Below are 18,767 nucleotides of genomic sequence, written 5' to 3' on the forward strand. Positions count from 1 at the left end.
AGATTGGCGCATTGGTATTAATGGATTACAGTATTCACTCAGGATAAATGTACTAGCAATGAAGGATTAATTGACTATAGGTATTGAATAATCTATATAGTACTATCAACCTCCTCGGTGCTGTGATTCTGGACAACTGTAAAACTGAGAGTAATTCAGCTCTGATGAAATTGATCACTCAAGTCTCATTAGAGTAGCTGTTTCCTTCAACTGAATTATTCTATCTTATTTCACATTTGATAACTTTATTTAGATTAATAAACTATCTCCTCAAGGACTATATATAATGCGCATTATGTCAGCTTTGGCTTTTTTTGCTTTATCAAGCGGGTCTGTTGCTGCATCACCCGTGATCTTCGACTTCGCAAACCTTCAACACCATAGCTCCGGCTATAGTGGCTTTCTGCCAACGGATGGTATTCCCTGTTTCGGGGATAGTCTGTGCAGTTCGAATGCTCCATCGACGTACGGCGGCGATCTTACTTTCATCAATGGCGGTCTTGTTGTGCATGCGCTAGGTTCTTACGATGGCGGGGCATTTGGTTCAGGGGCAGCGGTCGTTCAAGATAGCGACAATACTTATAACGGATTGCTTTCAGGAATTAATGCAATCGGTGCTGGCTTAGGTATTTACCACAGGGAGATCGGCGATAATATTTCCTCCAGAGAAACGCTTTGGTTGCATTTCGATCAGGAAGTTTCGCTGTCTTCGATTGGTTTGCGCTCGCAAGCGCATAATACAACCGGCTGGGATTCTGGTGCAACCTTCCAATACAGTTTCGATAATGCGCTTTGGACCACAGGATTGCTTCCACTCAACGTAGGTCAAGTTGGTTTGGTTCACACCGGGACGGATTTCTACTTTCGATTTGGTGGGCCGGCGATCCATTCAGATCAATTCTATCTCAGCTCAGTGACCGTATCGGCGGTTCCGGAACCGGAAACTTATGCTATGTTGCTTGCTGGACTTGGCTTAGTCGGTTTTTCATTACGGAATCAAAAAAATAATAAAACTATCTTCCCCTCTTAGCGTCTGCTTTAGGAGAAAAGTCTAAAGATAGATCATTCATCTTGGGATTTTTTCTATCTTTTCCTTACAAATAGAATAGGATGTTAGCGCGTGAGTAAAAAGATACCCAATAGCTCGTTAAGAGTGTGCTAGCTAGTTTTTAGTTGGAGAAATAAAGTATTTTATTAGATCTTGCTATTTAAAAATTTTGTATCGGATTAATGCAATTAAACGCTAGGTTAATCTCTGCGAGCTCAATTCCCCGCCCCTGGGGCGAAAGCTGGTTGAAAACCCGCAGATTGAAGAGCGCAGGTAATACCCCGCTGCTTGCTGCGGGATGCTTTATTAGAAAAGAGGGATTTTGCCTTTGGTTTTGCGATTCTAATTTTTTATTTCTTGAGTTTCAGTCAAAGCATAGTGCGCGCCCTAAAGTCTTTGATAGCTTCGTCGGCTATTGCTTGAAGATAAGAATATGTTTTTAGTAGGTTAATTTTGGAATTCCAGAAACCATGAATAGCGATGCAGCATTAGAAAAAGCAAATAATGAAAAAACCTATCGCGTTAACAGATCGCGTGGTCTTTCAAACCTTGACGAGCGTCTGGGAGCAAGTTTCCCAGTTTTGTCGACGATCCGTGGTCTTCTCGCCGAGAGGGGGGCGCTCGAGGTGCTTGAGGTCGGGTTCGGGTACGGCCACACGCTTCTCGAACTCGCATGGCTTTTTCGCGACAAAGGCATACGATTCCATGGGGTCGACAAACGTCCGAACGTGACCACGATGGAAGATCTTCGTCAGATTGCATTGGATTTCGGTGTGGCTTCAAGATTAGAAATTGATGCGCTTGCACTTCCTTTTATCTATGAATATGACGCCACGACGCTGCAATTCGAGAATGAAAGTCTTGATTTCATCTATTCCGCGTTCGTAGTTCGATTCATGGAACGAAAGGATAAATTCCTTGAAGAGGTTTGTCGGGTTCTTAAACCGGGTGGACGCGCCATTCTCCACATTGGCGGGGCGAATTGGAACTATCCCTATGGTCGAACAATAAACAGGCGGCATCTGACGAATTATCTCAACCGTTTTGTGCTTACGCACGCAGATGAGCTGATACCGCTTCCCGTCTATCTCAAGTTGTTCGAGGGATCTTCTTTCAAATTCGAGTTTTCTGATGGTCCTCACTGCATTCTCAAGATCCATAAGCTTCAGTCAGGCAACCTGAATCTTGAACTGGAATACAACAATAAACTCAGTATGCCCGGACGCAAGCTTCCTCTTCGGAATCGAACGGGGGTGATAAAAGGGGGATTTCGTTCTGTCTACGAAGTGCGCGGTGAACACTACGACAACTTATTTGAACGTGGACTGTTGACGATTGAGTACTTGAAGCGTGGAGTGGAGCGACGTACCTAGCCCAGACTGATTGAGTAACAGCGTCGCCAATTTGCACAATCGGTTTCGCTTAGGGTGCTGCTACAACTGCAATTTTGCACCTCATATCCGTAGGCGTGTCGCGTTGTGCACACAGAAAGATTTGTCTCAGTGCTGCGGCTGGTGATGAGGTGAAACGCGAGTGCCTGTGCCCACTTGACCTGGATTGCAGGCGGCAACATCACGCCGGGTAGCAGAAACCTTGAATTCATCAAGAGTCGTGAGATCCACTTGCCGAAGTAGTCATAATTAAAGCTAACTAAGATATATTACAACCATTAGTGTAGTTATAACATTCAGTGCAATCAAACCTGCTTCTAACTGATCAACGCTTTTGTAATTTTTCACGTTAAATGTGGTGGTCTAACGAACTTGAGCTTTAGTTTTTAAACAGACTTCCGTTGATACAAATAGCAAATATATTATTTAAATCTAACAACACACAAATACTACTGACATGACACAACAGTATTGTAATATTTCTCGAATTCAGAATGCCTCGTGGGCCTTCGCGACTCGGCGTGTCTCTCGTGATGCGGCAAAGGTGATTCTTCCAGCAGAAGGTGTGCCGCATCCCGGCGATCTTGTTCTGGCCACTGTAACCTTTTTAGGTCAACATCCCGGGCTACAGCTACCGAATGGCCGTCGTAAGCAGCTATTCCCAGGTGATGAGATCGTTGTTGCGTATGGGAATCGCTATGCATCCAATCAGTTCGAGGCAGAAGTTCCCGAGACGCTTGGCCCCTGTCATTTGGTGGCCGGAGGAGGAATTGCCTCCCGCGCTGTATCCTGGCATGTGAATATGAGGAAGGGACCGACGCAGATCACGCCTATTGGTCTATTGGGTGATGCTAATAAAAGGCGCATCAACCTGCGTGACTTTGCGCTGAGCCCAGTCAAGGAAATTGACACAACTTTACCAACAGCCATTGCTGTTGTCGGAACAGGTATGGATTCTGGCAAAACGCAGACCTGTGCTTATCTTGTACGTGGACTAAACGCTGCAGGGCTTCGCGCGGGTTACGCCAAAATCACTGGCACGGGTGCTGGCGGCGACACTTGGCTGCTTACGGATGCCGGTGCATTTCCAGTGCTGGATTTCACCGATGCAGGTATGGCTACCACATACATGGCGTCAATTGATGAGCTGGAATTACTACTTATGACGTTGATGGCACACATCGCACGGGAAGGCGTGGACGCCATGGTATTGGAAATCGCAGACGGAGTATTTCAGCAAGAGACTTCAGCATTGCTGCGATCGCCGGTGCTCGCTTCGCTAGTAGCTGGCATCGTGATGGCATCGCAAGACTCAATGGGAGCCAGTGCGGGTGTACATTGGCTGAAAAAGTACGCTGAGCCGCCGGTATTGGCACTCAGTGGCATAATCTCAGCAGCACCGCTGCAGGTACGTGAAGCTACTTTGGCACTACATCTGCCAGTTTACGATAGAGAAGGGCTAGCCACGCCAGCGAACGCGATTTCCATCCTTAGCCTTGCCCAGCAACATATGGAAACCAAACAGACCGTGAGAACGGCGTCGATAATAAAACAATCTGATGAAGCAAAAAATGGTGGGAAGCAAGCATACTGATACGCGGCAGATACTACAGCGCGGAAAATTGTTACGCAGGGTACTGAAAACTGATCCAGTGTCCGAATATCTGGTCTATGTGCCGACTACCCGTGCTCCCGATGCACATGTATTAGTATCCGTACATGGCCTGTCGCACAGCAGCTGGCATAAGCAAGCTGAGATGCTTGTCCCTGTATGTGAGCGTCACGGGATTGTATTGCTGGCACCCGGTTTCAATGATCAACAATATCCGGATTACCAGCGTTTGGGTCGCAAGGGTCGAGGTCACCGTGCCGATCTATACTTGCATCGCTGCTTGCAGGAACTTAACACTTTGACTGGGGCCAACACGACACACTTGCTTTTTTTTGGTCACTCGGGTGGCGCGCAATTCGTGCATCGCTACTTGATGGCCTACCCTCATCGTGTTGAGAGTGCTGTCTTGAGTGCTCCAGGCTGGTATACTTTTCCCGATCCAACACTGAAGTTTCCATACGGTATCCGCTCCACTTCCAGTCTTCCTGGCGTGATCTTCAATCCTGAAGCTTATTTAAAAGTACCGGTGACGGTGCTAGTTGGCACGGAAGACACAAAACAATCTAAAGACTTAATTAGTACTGATCGCATCAACGAACAACAGGGTTTAACGCGCATTGAACGTGCGCGCAACTGGGTGGCGGCAATGCAAGCGCAAGCCAAAGCACATGGGATGTCGCCGCATGTTAGCATCGTTGAGTTGGCCGATACCGGTCATTCGTTGGGCGATCTTCGCAGTGAAATTGCAGTCATCGAGAACGTGATACACTTCGGCCGTTCCAACGATCCCTTTGATGCATCTACTGGGATTCTAAATTAATAATTAGGCTTATGACAATTACTGATAATAAACGAAACAATAACTTTTCAAACTCTGGTGCCACCGCTATCAGTCAAGATTCCGCGAATATATTAAGGGATGTTGGAATGGACTCAGGTGCATCGCCCCCTTTTTTTTACCGTCGAAGAATCCAGAGGGCCATAGCAGTCGGGATGCTGCTTGCGCTAATAGTGATACTGTGGAGTTGGGTGCAATACCAGTCTCAGCATGTTTTATCGCATAACGCTGTGGTAAGGAGTCAGATCACAGAAGTTGGAACACGTTTCAACGGTATGCTGGCGATAACCGAAGTCGGTGAAGGTGAGCATGTGCGAGCTGGACAAGTTCTGGCGCGCCTGGCCGACCAACATATCGATGCTGAAGTGCAAATGATACAGGCACAAATTGAGGGTCTTGAGCGTGAAATTAGACTCGAACAGTCGACCATCGAATACGAACGTTTGAGACGAACCACGCAAATACAGGAATCGACTGCCCGGTTGGCAGCGGCAGACGCTGAAGTGGCGGCTGCGAAAAGTCGTGCAGATGAGGCGCATGCATTTTACAAAGCACGGCTGGAGATGCTCAATCGCCAACTGATCTCGCGCGATGCAATGCGTCAAGCTGAAGCAGAGCACCGAACGGCGCTAGCGTTGGTAAATGCGGTACAGGCAAATAAGGCGGCAGCCTTATCGGCAAAGCAAAATGTGAGCCTTGAGCTTGATAGTCTTGATCTCCGCGTACAGCATCTCGGAGTCCTTGATTCCAACTTGCGAGCTACCAGGGCGCAACTAAAGCGCGCGCAGGCTGACTTAGAAGGAACGCTCATCCGCGCCCCGGATGATGGTGCCGTCATTCGCTGGCTGATCAAGACTGGTGGCTCGGTAAGGGTTGGTCAACCAGTGGTGTTAATGTCTATCGGCAGCGATGTCTGGGTCGAAGCTTGGATCGATGAAGATCAGATCCATCGTGTCAAGGTAGGAAACTTGGTAGCGGTAACGCTACCCTCGTACCCGGGGCAGGAGTTCAAAGGTGTGGTTGCTGCAATCGGGGTGGCTACTGATTACGAGCAACCTATTGATGCCGTCCCTCTACCACGCGCCACTCGCATGCGAGGCGCGCCGGTGATTAGCACGCTGGTGCGGTTGCAAGATGCTCCAACCACTCTGCTGCCGGGTCTTTCAGCGACAGTAGCGATCCTCAAAGAGGAAAGCTGAAGTATGAATGGGATGATCCCCCCTCCCAAGTTAGGTACGTATACGACCCCGCCAACCAATCAAAAGCAGCCTTGGCTTATATGGAAGCCCAAGGGCTATCTTGGGTCACATGGCTTAATGTTGCTATTGCTACTGATCTCATTGACGCTACTGATGGTATTGGCCCGCGTAATCGCAGCACCAGGTATGCCGTTGGCTGACTGGCCGTTGCTCGATATATTGGGTCAATTTGGCGCCATGCTCAACCATACACTAACTTTGACATGGGTGCCGCATTCTGACCTCGATACAGTGGTTTACTTGTTGCTGCTACCCACAGCGGCGCTGCTGATTTCGATTGTGCGGTTGACCTTTGGTTTGCGCGTACTTGGCTACCGCTCGGTGCTAGTTGCAGTGGGTTTCTACGAAATCGGCATTCTGCCTAGCCTTATGGTTATCGCCGTGGTGGTGGGTGTTATCATATTACTGCGACCGACTATGCAACGAGTGCGACTGCCTTTGTATGCACGTGTCTCCATAGTCCTTAGCGTCACAGCGTGCGTCCTGGTTTCTTCACTATTTATTGGTTCTTGGTTACGCTCGGAGTGGATATGGAGCCTAGCCTTCTTCCCGGTTATCATCCTGGCCATGATGGCCGAATCCGTCGCTAGAACGTTGGATGCGGAAACCCCGAGATCGGCTGCCTGGCGGCTGGCTTGGACGATAGCCATTGCGCTGGTACTGGTGACGCTGATGAACAACTCGGTAGTGCTGGACGTGTTGCTACGCTTCCCAGAACTGATGTTACTCCAACTGCTAAACATCGTGTTGGTATCCGAGTACTTCGACCTTCGTCTGTTTCAGGACTGGCATAACACCGGCATTGGTGCGACCATCTCCAGACTGCTACACAAAGCATCCACTGCTACGGTTCGGAAACCGCGAGTGGCAGTAATACGCAACCGATTGTTACACGGCACAATTGGTCAACTCGGGCCAGCCGCATCGGCTAAGAGTCAGTCAGATTCGGTGCAGCACCTGGTCAATGCTTTGCAGGACGAAGGCTATGTCGTCAAGGTGGTCGAAGGCGATAGATTGCTTCTGAACGAATTGCGGAAATTCCTAGTGCCTCATCCGCGTACCGGTATACCAGGCGGCATTGCACTGAATCTTAGTAACGGTATTCAAGGTTACGGTCGTCACATTCATGTGCCAGCTATGCTTGAGATGGCTGGTATAGCCTACACTGGACCTGATCCGATCGGCCATGCACGGCTACAGGATCGTTTTACGTTGCTTTCTCTGTTGCAGCAGGCTGGTGTGTCGGTTCCATTCTTTTGTCTGTTACATGGCCCAGATTCTTCACTTGCTGATTTAGCTTTTCCGGCGCTTGTGCTCCCGCGCAGCGATCCCGAGGCAGCTATTTTAGTCAAAACGGGCAATGACGTTGCTAAGGCGATTGAACGAATTAGCGCGAGTTACGATCAGGAGATTTTGCTTCAAAGTCGAATTTCAGGGCCAGAATTCCGAGTCACAATACTTGGAAACATGCATCTGGAATGTTTGCCTTTGCTGCGTATCGATGCTTCTAGTCAGCAACGCGAGTGTCCCGCATTGATCGAAAATACCCTAGCCGATCGCATCCGCGACTGTGCTTGCCGTGCTTATCGTGTTGCGGGTTGTAGAGATTATGCACGCGTCGATCTTCGCCTGAATGCAGATGGCGAGCCTTGTGTCGTGGGAATATACGTACAAGGGATCTTTGCTCGCAAGGGCTCCGTGGCTATCATGATCAAAGCTGCAGGCTTGGATTGGAATGGCTTACTGCGGCATATCGTCGAATTAGCGGCAGCGCGTACAGGAGCTGAGCTGGCGACAAAACTCCAAGTTAATGGCGTATGCAAGAAAATTCACCTACCACTAATTCAGCAGTGATTGACAGCATAGACGCTGCTTCACGTACAGCCAGAGTTCGCTGATGTCCGTATTGTTTTCGAATATCGTACCACGCGGAGGATGGTTCGGTTTAACTCTGGTATTGACGTGCATGTTGGCGAGTACTGGAGCCATTGCCCAGACCGGCAGCGATACTAGCGTATCTTGTACCCGCGACACAGGTCCTGCCAGTATTACCCCTGCAAGTTGGTCTGACGCAGCACAAACGCGAACGGCGTTGACGAAGCGTGGATTTAACAAAATCGGTTTTGTCACGCGTGATGGCAAAATCTTGGTAGCACATATCTATCGACCGAGTCGTTTTGACCCTGTAAACGGACCGATATGGTTTGTGATGCACGGTATAAAGCGCAATGCCGACTACTACGTGGAGACCGCCGCGCCTGTGGCTGAACGTTACCAAGCGCTGACCATTGTGATCGAATTCTCGCACCGATACTACCCGGCTAGTGAAGATTACACACTAGGCATTACGTCGCGTGGCCGCGCAGATACTCGAGCGGTGCGTGAAGGCCGCTATCACAAACCTGATGCTTATCTGTACAATGAAATCGAGCGTGTGTTTGAAGCAGTACGATTGACTCTTGATGGCAAACAGCGCGGCTATTACCTATTCGGTCACAGTGCCGGCGCACAATTCACACACAGGATGCTAACTTTCGTACCCTGTGCGCGCGTGCTCGGTGCTGTAGCTGCAAACGCTGGTTGGTATACCCTGCCGATAGTCGATAATCGGAAACACTTCGGTATGCCTTACAGCTTACGCGGCATACCATCTGAACGTGTTGATATAAAAGCACTTTTATCTGCGCCACTCATGCTGCTGCTTGGCACGCACGATAACAAAGGACCTGACGCTGACCGCAATGTGCGCAATAATTCCGCGACCCTGGCTCAGGGCGTCCATCGGCTTGCTCGTGGCCGACATTATTTTGAGACCGGTCAATCGCTTGCGCGCTCGCTGAACACACCTTTTGCGTGGCAATTATTCCAGGCTCCAGGAGCTGAGCACGATGTCCAGCAGGTGATTGCTTCAGCTGGCCACTTGCTGTTCGCTTCTAAAACGGAACCGGTTTGCATATCAAGCACAGCGGATGAAGCCAATAAGCTCGTTTTCCACGAAATCATGGTTAATCCAATCGGTACCGTGAATGATGCCAACCACGATGGTGTTTTTCATGCAAGACATGAACAGTTTATTGAGATCTTTAACGCAGGTAATGCACCGGTCTGTCTGGGAGGATGGACGCTTGAAGGTATTAAATGGCGCACGTGGCATCTCTTCCCGCTTGGTCGCGCATTGGCGCCAGGAAAGGCGTTAGTTGTGTTCGGTGGTGGCATACCCACCGGTGAATTCGGCGGCACCATCGTGCAACGTTCTACGTCAGCCAGCGGGATAAATCTTGATTATGACGGTGATATTCTAACAATGCGCGATGCAAATGGCATAACGGTCAGACGGCTTTCCTGGGGTCATTGTGGCGGTATGGTATGTAATACCGATCACTGGCGTGGCAGCCTTCCCCTGAAAAGCTCGCTCGTTCGCTGGCCAGATCCCGATGGCCAGTGGCAAGTACACGGAAAGATTTCCAGTATCCCTATGTCGCCAGGCTTGAAAAGCAATGGTGATGTGTGGTAAATAAACATCAAAGCATTGCAACCCAAAATCCATTGGTTTTGAGGTTCGGCAGCGGCAATTCTAAGAAGAAATAGCTACCGGCGTCGCTAATTGAGCGCGTCTTAAGACATACTCACATTAAAAATAATTAGATGACTGAATACCTTATCACATTCGTTGGCGATACAAGTTTTGGCGAAAACTACCGGTCTCGATTAAATGGTGAAGATCTTATCAAGTCTAAAGGGCGTGCATACTCACTGCAGGGTGTGGCACCGCTGCTACTTGCATCTGACCTAGTCGTAGCCAACCTTGAAACGCCGTTGACTCAGCAAAAGAATTCTCTCCTTGAAGGCCACAAGAAATACATCCACTGGTCAGATCCTGTAGAATCCCCCAGAGTTCTTAAAGAACATAACATCAGTGTTGTTTCGCTAGCAAATAACCACACCGTTGACTGTGGGATTCAGGCCTTGGCTGAAACGTTTGAGAGTCTGGAAAAAAACCAGATCAAGTGGTTTGGCGCAGGCCTTACTGCATTGGATGCGCAGCGCCCTTACCGCAAGAAAGTCACCGTAGGAGATAAAAACTTGCCGCTAGTTGTGATTGGTGCTTTCGAGTACCGCTCCGTCTATAAGCATCGTTATGGTTTTTACGCTAATGGCGACTCGCCTGGTGTTAACCGACTTACGATCAATCGCATCAGCAACCAGATTGAACGGCTTAAAAGCAAAACACCGCAACCATTTGTGATCGTCTATCCTCACTGGGGAGAAAATTATGACTGGCACTCCTCGGAACAAGCACTCCAGGCTCGTACCATGGCAGAGGCCGGTGCAGATCTCATCGTCGGCCATGGGGCGCATATGCTGGGCGGTATAGAGCGTATCGGCGCTGCCTGGACGTTGTATAGCCTGGGGAATTTGGTATTTAATTCTCCAGGTGGCTACAGCAAGCACAATGCGCCTCCCTACAGCCTAATCGCCTGCATGCGCATAAAAGCGGAAGCGGAAGCCATTTCAATCGAGCTCAGACTCTACCCGATTCTTACCGATAATCAGCTGACTGACTTCCAATCACGCCCGGTAAACGAGCAAGAGATCATCGAGATCGTCCAGTTGATGCAGAGCCACAGTGCATCTGTTCCTATCGAGACTTTCGGATTGCATCACGATCGTTTCGGTTACTATTTCGAGATTCCCATCTGGTAGGGATCTTTGCAAAAGCCCTTCTGCGAATTCTTAGCTCACTGCCTTTTTAATTATATTCTTCTTAAAACAAATTCTTGCAGAGGTTTCTAGTAATTAAATCTTAAATCTACACTCACTTAGCACGCGGTAGATGTGCGAGGATTCAATGCCGAGTCCAATCGCTGCGGCACTTGCAGCTAGCGCTGCCCGGAGAGCACTGTCCGTATCCATGTCACCCGCACTGGCAGTAAGTCTAGTTCTTAAAAGCTCGAACTGCTCAGGGCTTATGCCTCCAAACAAAAGTGTATCTTCATGCGCAACCATCTGTTGGTCTTCTTTAGAACTTTTAGTTCTCAAACCCATCTTTGCCAGGATTGACCATGATGTCGATTTAGGATGGCTGGTTGTAGGTTTGGAATAGTTGGTCTTCGTTACGATCCTGCATACCCTGGGTAATGCAATGCCATGGATGATCGAAGTGGCGAAATCATCGCCATCAAAAGCATAGATGGTGTCAATAGTTGCGCAGGCAGCGACACGTATCGCATTCAGTACGTCAGTGTTGAATAATTCTCCTGTGTCATCGACGTGCCCTGATCTAGATGAATTAACAATCACGGTATGATTGATGGGGTTATTATCAAGACCAAACGACAAAATGTCGCCGGGTTTCAACTCAAGCACAGCAACGTCCACGTCGGGGTCAAGCAGAATGGCACGCGCCGCATCCGGTGGTGAAATGTCTCTCAAAGCGGTCTCATGGCCGGCACTATAAACACGCCCGCCAACCATCAGACCGACTTGGCGACCAGCCTTGGTAAGCATACTAGCCAGTATCCGCGCAGTGGTTTCGGTATCACCCGTGCCGGTTACTGCTACGATCGGCACCAGAGCTGGCTGATTAGGTGGGAATAGCATCTCCATGATCGCCTTCAGTGCTTGTCCTGTCTTGTCTACATCTGCCCATAGATGAAAGATGTCGCCTGGACGAGAATTGATTCCGTTGATTCGTCCGCCGTTCTCCCACATTGAAGTGCTAATGTCGGTTGTTAGAATGTCGACACCGACGATATCAAGCCCGATTGCCCGGGCCGCCCGCTCTGCAATCTTGCGGTTTTCCGGATGCACGTTTTCCGTTACGTCATGCGCTATACCGCCAGCAGACAAATTTGCGTTACGGCGCAAATAAACGATCACATCTTTGGCTGGCACGGACTGCCGGTCGTAACCCTGAACCAAGAGCAGACGATCTGCCAGTTCATCCAGCGGAAGAGTGGTCAGCATAGACGCTTGGTCAGTTCCTAGACGAAACTGGCTATTGACTTGAGTAACGAGCTGCTCGATTGAGTGAACGCTATCTCCAACGACGTGAGCGGGTATACGCTTCAGCGCCGTACAAAATCTGCCGTTTACTACCAGCAGACGGTAATCATTACCCTCGATCAACTCCTCAACCAGCACGGAGCGATCGAATTCACGGGCACGCTTGTATGCTTCTCGCACCTCGCTACGATCATATAGGCCAATGCTGACTCCGTTACCACTGTCAGCATTGTTCGGTTTTATGACAACCGGATAACCAATGTGCTTTGCCGCCTTGGCAGCTTCTCTTTCTGTATTTACACGTTTGTAGCGCGGCGCACACAAGCCAATATAGGCGAGAATGCGGCGTGTGTAATCCTTGTTGGCAGCGATGTCGTCGCTAACCACGTTGGTGAAACTGGTCTTCGCTCCATTTATGCGCTGCTGGTAACGGCTGTGACCGAGAACTAGCAAACGACCGGCCAGTTTTCTAACGGGAATGCCGCCCGCTCGTGCAGCACTAATGAGAGCATGGTCCTGTTTTTTTAACCGGTGCTTCTGTACAAAAGCATGGAATTTACTTAGTAGGATCTCCACATCAAAGCCAAGGCGCTCTGCATCTTCTGGCGATCGGGTAAGCTGCCCAGACTCTGCTGCCGCTAGTAGCTCGACAGCCAACTGCGCTGAATGGAAACAAATATCAGGATCTTCTTCAGGCACGTAGGGCACGACTGCGTCACTTACTCCCAGCCAGCGCGAAGCCTCCGCACGGACGCAAACTGGTTTGATACCGACCACGCCCTGCAGTACCATGCATGCATGCTCGAACAGATGGCAAACAGCCGACGCCCCTTCATCCCTATTTTGCCTGTATCCGGCCGTCACGCCGCAGGACTCCATGTGGTTGCGCAGTCCCGGAAGTATGCCTTCAAGTGCGTCCAACAGTATTGCGGCTGTTTGCCGTTCCGGCGATGTTATTGATTCTGAAAGTGAGAATAAGATAACAGGGAACTGAGCGTACACACTTGGCCCAGAAAAAACTTTCGATGATCTGATTGCCAAATTCATTATTTAACCGTGAAATAAAGGCGGGTATTATACACCCCCTCTCCATACAACCCGCGAGCTTTTACTCGCCACAAGTACTTTCCAACACCTAAAGAGATATTCGGGGTCGCTTGGCATAGCTTACCATCCTTGCAAGCAGAACTCGCCGGCATCCAGTCCGTAGAATATACGGTTTGATTTTTTGAACTATCCCAGACTAGAATCCTGTAATCTTTAGCATCGGGGATTCCCGGTCCGCCTATTGTAGCTTCCCAAGAAAAAGTTGGGAGGCTGCCAACGATCTGATCTGATGCAGGGGACAAGGGTTTTACATCCACGGCGCCTTTCATTGAGCTAGAGTAAAGCGTAAAATCAATCGGGTCTGTCCAGACACTCCATCCGCTGCTGTTACTCGCCCATACGCTCCAATAGTGGCGGCCATCAGAATCGCTCATTTTCGGAGCAACTTTACACACCCCGTCCAAGCAGATATCAGCTGCGTTATAATACTGATAAGATAAAATATTCTTCGCTCCATCCATAAAGGCCATCCCACTTCCATTAGGTGATAACCCAATCATCAGGGCATATTGGGAGGCAAGTGGGTTGTGCTTCCATGTAAATCCAGGGGAATAAGTCTTTAAAACCGTATTATCCAGAGGGGACGATTGAACGGGTTGAGTCAATTTTTGCCAAAGCTCTGGCCGAAATCCTGCGTAGGTTGGAGATGTTTTCATGATTGCTAAGGCATCGTAGGCATCACAATCCGGTTTAGCAGTCACACCATTTTTGCAGCTAGTATTGGTGCCAACTGGAATTCCCGTAGGTACTCCATTATATTTAATGTTTGGATTACTGAAGAAAGGAATCCGTGGACACTTTTTTCCAAGGTTCAGGCATTCATTCTCATAGGCCATAATTGTACGCCATCCCGCATCAGTACTGACATAGCCGCGGGCGTAAGGGTAAGGAACTTTTTTATCAGCAGTAACATACCAATCATGTTGAGCGCCCATGGTATGTCCGATTTCATGGGAAAAAGCAGTAGTATCCATGCTTTTCCAATCTACCACCGCAAATGGCGCGTACTCAGACAAACTTGAATCGTTTTTGTACATAACATTTGCATCCCCATTAGTCCATCCATTCCATACCCCCTGGGCATCAACTATCAGCAACACTAAATCCGCCCCGTTTTTGTCTCTCAGTGTGTGAATCTCGTCGATAATTCCATCGATCTTGGATTCCATGGCCAACAAGACTACATCGGAATCGGCAAAATCGATCTCTTGGAAGTCAATAGAAGCTGAATAAACCAGCCGCAACCGGGTATCAATGCCACTGTTTCTGAACACTGTATTGGTGTTGATGATGGCGTGTACAATATTTTTCTCATTAATAGCTTTTCCCGCTGCTGGCGAATAGAGCACCATGACATCAACTATTTCACTCGCTCGTGCATTTCCCCATCCGAAAGGAATAAATAGAGAAAAACAAAGAACAAATACGATGTTGTTAAAAATTCGAGTTACTAAAATTTTCTTGCTATTTCTCATAACTTAATCCATTTAAAATTAATAAGTTACTCTAGAGTAGCTTGCTGTATAAAATGGACTATCTGAGAAATGGAAAAATGATTCTTCCCGGAAGGTTTGGGAAAATCAATTTCATTATTTCGATAATATATCTGGCAGTCATGCTATCTTGGAGCGTTAGCCCTTTAGATAATTAACTTTTCGTCCCCACTTTCACAAGGGTTCCCTTTTTCAGTTAAATCTCTAACTTTACAAATTTATAATCGGTTTTGTAGATAGAAACTTTATCCATCTTTAACATCGCAGGATCAATTCTTGCTTGAGAAAATTCTTAACTAATTGATTATGTAATGGTTCAGTAAATCTGGACACCTTGTTAAGAGTTAAACTATAAACAGCGAGGTGAAGGATGAAAGAAATAGGAAAGCGAAGGCTCTATCCAGAGCAATATAAGAAGGGAGCGGTATCATTGGTTATAGAGCATGGTTATTCGACTGTGCAATCTGATCAGGTAGTTAATGCCAGACAGAAGAAATTGCAACGACGGATGAACCGAAACAACAAGCGCAGGAAGTAAAAGGAATTTGTTCTGGCGCTGTCGAACGTGCGGAATTCCAGCGATTCCAGTATCGCGGACGGGAATTAAAAACGTTGCACATGGAGAAGAAATACTAAAAAAGGCTAAGTGATGCGACGTACAGCACAAGGAATGTCAAATAAAGAAATTCAACATTGTTTGAGGTGTTATATTGTTAGTGAGCTACATCCGATTTTTCTTGCAGGCTCCTGTCGCAGACAGCAAAATAATTAATGCGCGAGTGGATAAATCGGTGGCACAGCGCAATACGGAGCAAAAACCTGCGCGCAATCATCCTTGGATGGGCATGCCTATTGGTAAGCCTGCCAATGATGAACGGTGTACAACCTTGCAGCAAGGGAAAAACAGAGTAAAGCGGATATCTCTACTTGGCTTTGACACCGATTTTTCTTGCTGAATTGTCTGAAGCAGCTGCAATTACTTGACACAGGAGCGTCAACTTTCCTACTGAGCATTTCTTTAGTAGCTTGAAACGTTTATGGCTGACAGATGGTGTTTATCAAACCAGAAACTGATATTGCCGATACCCTCTTATATTGCTTACTACAACATTCTTGCTGCGATCAATATTTCCGGATAACACGCTTGGCCTGTGCGCTAACTTTTTTAAGTTTCCTTGCTGTCTTTATTCTTGTTGATTTCCACTTCTTTGCTGACTAATTTTTCATCAGATGATTCAGTATTTCCAGATTGTGTTTCTGTTTTTTGGTCACTGGTTTCAGCGGTAGCCGTTTCAGCAGAGTTCCTGTCATCATCTGCTGGATTGTCCCCGGTACGGTCCTCATCTTTACCTTTGCTGTTCCACATGAAATAACCCGCGCCTAGCGTAACGACCACAACGGGCATAGTAATGAAAACCAGCAATGCATATTCCACTGTGACGTCTGAGCCTTGAGGAGGCGGACTATTCACCAACACATAAGCATGCGTTAAAGCAACGCCATAAACAGGCAGCAATGCGGCCATGTAACGGTTAGTAATGAACGGACGAACCGTTAACATATTCAAAATATTGGAACCGTAATATCCCATGAAATAAACAACAATATAAAAGAAGATGGCGCCCATAGGTTTTCCTGTATTGATTTGGTTTGTCGGTTATAAAAATCAGGTTTCATAACAAGGCTAAGAATCTTGGACCTTATGATACACAGATCAACATCAAAAATGTACTGCTAAAGCTGGGTAAGAAATTATTGGACACAATTTGGAATGTGAGATGACAGTAGTGATTAGCATTAGCTCGCTCTTTATGAAAAAGAACTTGTGCTATTAACGTGAGGTATTTTCCGGACGAAATGTTTGTTTTCCTACTATCTCAAATCCTTCACAGTAACCGCTAGGCTCAGCAAGTATCTCTCTGAATGTTAATAAATCAACGTTCTTTGATGAGCGTTGATTTTTTGATGATAGTCAAAAGATTCATCTATTCGTAATAAAAATTAGGTATGCTACCGACTGGTTAAATCTAATCAGGCCGTTGTTATGGATTCTCTCACCCCGCGATCTTCATTGACTACTGAACCCCAAGATTTCCTTAGAAAGAAATTGCTGGATATCCCTGAATATTCGCAAAGACAGGAGTTACATAACGAGCTCAATTCGGTCGCGTATGAACTTTTGGCGCCGCCTGTTCAGCTTTCTCATTTGGTATTAATGTCCGAGCGTCACTGGGTTGATCAGGAACGCCAATTGATTGGTGAGTTATGTGATCGTTATGGCATTAATCCGCCCAATACGCACGAAAATGATTTTAGTGCGGATTTTGGTGAATTCCGCCTCCGCTGGGAGCGGCATACCGAATACTCTACTTATACCGTTTATCGCGCAAAACCATTTGTAATCCCTTTTGAGCAGCCGGCGATTGAATATGTGCCGCAGGAGTGGTGGATTCGTTTGCCCGGTGAGTTGCTGGTGGCGACGCATATTGCTTTGGAGGACCGGTCACGACCCAAGCGCAGCTTGCATGAACTGTCTATTTTATTTGCTTCTGGAACAGTGATTGGTTCCAAGGTGGCGGGAGGTGCTGCCAGTGTGTGGAGTGATAATCAGATACATCATGATAATTTTGGCCGCATACTGATCCATGATGAAAATTTGCGCAGCCGCCAAGTTGGACGGCTGGTGCAACGTCTGCTTGAGATCGAAACTTACCGCATGCTGGCGATGCTGCCATTGCCGGTAACGCGCGAGATCATTCCACAATTGGCGCGCGCCGATCAGCGGCTGGCTACACTGATTGCTGACAATGTGGAACTGACCAGCATCGAAGATGAACAGCGTTTGCTGGATGAACTCACCCGTTTGGCGGCGGAAACCGAGCGGTTGTCCGCGCAAACCAGCCATCGTTTTAATGCATCCAGAGCCTATTACGATATCGTGAAATTACGCATTACCGAATTGCGCGAAGAGCGTATTGAGGGCTTGCAGATGCTCCAGGAATTCATGATTCAGCGATTGTCATCAGCGATGGGCACTTGCGAGTTGGTGCATACCAAACTGGAAACATTATCGATGCGCCTCGGACGTGCATCGGCATTGCTGCGTACACGGGTTGATCTGTCCATGGAAGCGCAGATTCGCGATTTGTTGAAATCCATGGATCATCGTGCCCATGTGCAATTGCGCATGCAGGAAACGGTTGAAGGTTTGTCAGTTGTCGTGCTGAGCTACTACTTGCTGGGTATTCTGGGCTATGGCTTAAAGGCACTCCAGGCAGCGGGGCAGGATATTAATGTTGAATTGCTAACCGGTATTGCGATTCCTGTCGTGGTACTTAGCGTCTTTTTTGTTGTGAGCGGTTTGCGCCACGTGATTAGAAAGCTGCATCGGGATAAGTGATTGCTGATTAACATTCGGTGACGCTGACCGCCAGCCCGCCCAGAGAGGTTTCTTTGTATTTCACCGACATTTCCAATCCGGTTTGTTTCATGGCAGCGATGCAATTATCCAATGACATAAAATGCTGACCATCACCGCGTATTGCCAATGATGACGCGGTATAAGCCTTGATGGCGCCAAAACCATTGCGTTCAATACACGGCACTTGCACCAGGCTGCCTACTGGATCACAGGTCATACCCAAATGATGTTCCAGCGCAATTTCCGCTGCGTTCTCAATTTGTTCGGTTGTACCACCTTTAATCGCGCATAAGCCTGCAGCCGCCATGGCTGAGGCAGAGCCAACTTCGCCTTGACAACCCACTTCAGCACCGGAGATTGAGCTGTTATGTTTGATCAATCCGCCGATCGCACCGGCTACCAGCAGGAAATCACGCACTTGCTCCGGTGTTGCATCCTCATGTTTCACTGCATAATAAATAACTGCCGGTATGACGCCTGCTGCACCGTTGGTTGGTGCTGTCACTACCATATGACCCGCAGCATTTTCTTCGTTCACCGCCATGGCATAAGCGCACAGCCAGTCGTTCAAATTAGCTTTTTGCGGATTCTC

General features: G+C 48.0%; 15 protein-coding genes and 1 riboswitch. Of the genes, 10 read left to right on the plus strand and 5 right to left on the minus strand.

Annotated features, from left to right (window positions below; genetic code table 11):
- Positions 1 to 286 precede the first annotated feature (286 nt).
- Together QZ942_RS08450 and QZ942_RS08455 are read left to right on the plus strand one after the other, a co-directional pair.
- Positions 287 to 1,030 (plus strand): PEP-CTERM sorting domain-containing protein, encoded by a 744-nt coding sequence (locus QZ942_RS08450; RefSeq protein WP_292994607.1) that lies wholly within the window; start codon positions 287 to 289, stop codon positions 1,028 to 1,030.
- 488 nt (positions 1,031 to 1,518) lie between these two features.
- On the plus strand, positions 1,519 to 2,421 hold the full coding sequence (locus QZ942_RS08455; protein WP_292994609.1) for a class I SAM-dependent methyltransferase: 903 nt from the start codon (positions 1,519 to 1,521) through the stop codon (positions 2,419 to 2,421).
- A gap of 126 nt (positions 2,422 to 2,547) precedes the next feature.
- Here QZ942_RS08455 and QZ942_RS08460 read toward each other — a convergent pair whose 3' ends face one another.
- Positions 2,548 to 2,670 (minus strand): hypothetical protein, encoded by a 123-nt coding sequence (locus QZ942_RS08460; protein WP_292994611.1) that lies wholly within the window; start codon positions 2,668 to 2,670, stop codon positions 2,548 to 2,550.
- A gap of 226 nt (positions 2,671 to 2,896) precedes the next feature.
- Between QZ942_RS08460 and QZ942_RS08465 the strand changes: the two genes are divergently transcribed.
- From QZ942_RS08465 to QZ942_RS08490, 6 genes are all read left to right on the plus strand, one after another.
- Positions 2,897 to 4,033 (plus strand): DUF1611 domain-containing protein, encoded by a 1,137-nt coding sequence (locus tag QZ942_RS08465; protein ID WP_292994613.1) that lies wholly within the window; start codon positions 2,897 to 2,899, stop codon positions 4,031 to 4,033.
- On the plus strand, positions 3,999 to 4,871 hold the full coding sequence (locus QZ942_RS08470) for an alpha/beta hydrolase (protein ID WP_292994615.1): 873 nt from the start codon (positions 3,999 to 4,001) through the stop codon (positions 4,869 to 4,871). The genes QZ942_RS08465 and QZ942_RS08470 overlap by 35 nt, the downstream gene beginning before the upstream one ends.
- A gap of 173 nt (positions 4,872 to 5,044) precedes the next feature.
- Positions 5,045 to 6,088 (plus strand): efflux RND transporter periplasmic adaptor subunit, encoded by a 1,044-nt coding sequence (locus QZ942_RS08475; RefSeq protein WP_292994617.1) that lies wholly within the window; start codon positions 5,045 to 5,047, stop codon positions 6,086 to 6,088.
- A 3-nt stretch (positions 6,089 to 6,091) separates the two neighbouring features.
- A complete protein-coding gene (locus tag QZ942_RS08480; protein ID WP_292994619.1) occupies positions 6,092 to 8,002 on the plus strand; it encodes a 7TM domain-containing protein in 1,911 nt (636 codons plus the stop codon).
- 43 nt (positions 8,003 to 8,045) lie between these two features.
- Positions 8,046 to 9,662 (plus strand): lamin tail domain-containing protein, encoded by a 1,617-nt coding sequence (locus tag QZ942_RS08485; RefSeq protein ID WP_292994621.1) that lies wholly within the window; start codon positions 8,046 to 8,048, stop codon positions 9,660 to 9,662.
- 131 nt (positions 9,663 to 9,793) lie between these two features.
- Positions 9,794 to 10,852 carry a CapA family protein gene (locus QZ942_RS08490; protein ID WP_292994623.1) on the plus strand — a complete coding sequence of 353 codons (1,059 nt, stop codon included), beginning with the start codon at positions 9,794 to 9,796 and terminating at the stop codon, positions 10,850 to 10,852.
- A gap of 93 nt (positions 10,853 to 10,945) precedes the next feature.
- On the opposite strand, the gene QZ942_RS08495 is transcribed toward QZ942_RS08490, so the two are convergent.
- Both QZ942_RS08495 and QZ942_RS08500 read right to left on the minus strand, forming a co-directional pair.
- Positions 10,946 to 13,156 carry an acetate--CoA ligase family protein gene (locus tag QZ942_RS08495; protein ID WP_292994625.1) on the minus strand — a complete coding sequence of 737 codons (2,211 nt, stop codon included), beginning with the start codon at positions 13,154 to 13,156 and terminating at the stop codon, positions 10,946 to 10,948.
- Between the two features lie 44 nt (positions 13,157 to 13,200).
- On the minus strand, positions 13,201 to 14,736 hold the full coding sequence (locus QZ942_RS08500; protein ID WP_292994627.1) for a reprolysin-like metallopeptidase: 1,536 nt from the start codon (positions 14,734 to 14,736) through the stop codon (positions 13,201 to 13,203).
- A 130-nt stretch (positions 14,737 to 14,866) separates the two neighbouring features.
- Positions 14,867 to 14,952, minus strand: a riboswitch (cyclic di-GMP riboswitch).
- 518 nt (positions 14,953 to 15,470) lie between these two features.
- Between QZ942_RS08500 and QZ942_RS08505 the strand changes: the two genes are divergently transcribed.
- Positions 15,471 to 15,710, plus strand: coding sequence for a hypothetical protein (locus QZ942_RS08505; RefSeq protein WP_292994629.1), 240 nt, complete (start codon positions 15,471 to 15,473; stop codon positions 15,708 to 15,710).
- A gap of 209 nt (positions 15,711 to 15,919) precedes the next feature.
- Here QZ942_RS08505 and QZ942_RS08510 read toward each other — a convergent pair whose 3' ends face one another.
- Positions 15,920 to 16,381, minus strand: coding sequence for a hypothetical protein (locus QZ942_RS08510; RefSeq protein ID WP_292994631.1), 462 nt, complete (start codon positions 16,379 to 16,381; stop codon positions 15,920 to 15,922).
- Positions 16,382 to 16,798: 417 nt separating this feature from the next.
- Here QZ942_RS08510 and QZ942_RS08515 point away from each other — a divergent pair, with 417 nt between their 5' ends.
- Positions 16,799 to 18,154 (plus strand): DUF3422 domain-containing protein, encoded by a 1,356-nt coding sequence (locus QZ942_RS08515; RefSeq protein ID WP_292994633.1) that lies wholly within the window; start codon positions 16,799 to 16,801, stop codon positions 18,152 to 18,154.
- 7 nt (positions 18,155 to 18,161) lie between these two features.
- Here QZ942_RS08515 and QZ942_RS08520 read toward each other — a convergent pair.
- The coding region (locus tag QZ942_RS08520; RefSeq protein ID WP_292994635.1) for an L-serine ammonia-lyase, iron-sulfur-dependent, subunit alpha at positions 18,162 to 18,767 on the minus strand (606 nt) is incomplete at its 5' end.

The organism is Nitrosomonas sp., from assembly GCF_021731985.1.
Taxonomy (GTDB): Bacteria; Pseudomonadota; Gammaproteobacteria; order Burkholderiales; family Nitrosomonadaceae; genus Nitrosomonas.